Raw genomic sequence first — 576 nt, 5'->3', positions numbered from 1 at the left:
GCCGCTACACCGATAGCTTTTCCACCAGCAGCTTTGATTTCGTCTGCTACTTTATCAGCTAATTCTTTTCTGAGATCGAGAATAGCCAATTTTGCTCCTCTTTTTGCTAGTGCAATGGCCAAAGTACTACCAAGGACGCCTCCTCCTCCAGTTAACACTACTACTTTATCAGTCATGGGTATTTGTTAAATTTTTATTATGATTCAAAGTTGTTTTTTTTTATTCGTATTTCATCAACGAAATATAAAAGAATGATCCGCAAAACAGGACAAAAATGTACAAAAAGCTATATCACAACAAATTAACAAGAAACAGACCCAAACACAAATCGTTCTTCAATCGATTGCGCTAACTACTAAAAAATCTTTGTCTTTTTTACTCGTCATTTACATCCGCTACTTATGCACTGTGATCTATACAGTTAAAATCATTTTGAGCAACTACTCTTCTTGATAATTTCCCTAAATTGCTCGGTAAAAATATAATATTTTAATCTATGACGCCAACTTTACGTAAAATCATTTTAACAATTTTAGCCATCTTTTTTGGACTTAGTTCACAAGCTCAACTCGAAGA

Annotated in this window: 1 protein-coding gene; it reads right to left on the bottom strand. The window is 33.9% G+C overall.

Features of this window, described 5'->3' with window-relative positions; genetic code table 11:
• On the bottom strand, positions 1–176 hold a 176-nt coding region (locus tag SM447_RS29615), incomplete at its 3' end, for an SDR family NAD(P)-dependent oxidoreductase (RefSeq protein ID WP_474576158.1).
• Between the last annotated feature and the right edge of the window lie 400 nt (positions 177–576).

Source organism: Micromonospora aridisoli (assembly GCF_056150025.1).
Note: the sequence above shows the minus strand (reverse complement) of the source record. Positions and strands in the feature narration are given on the sequence as shown.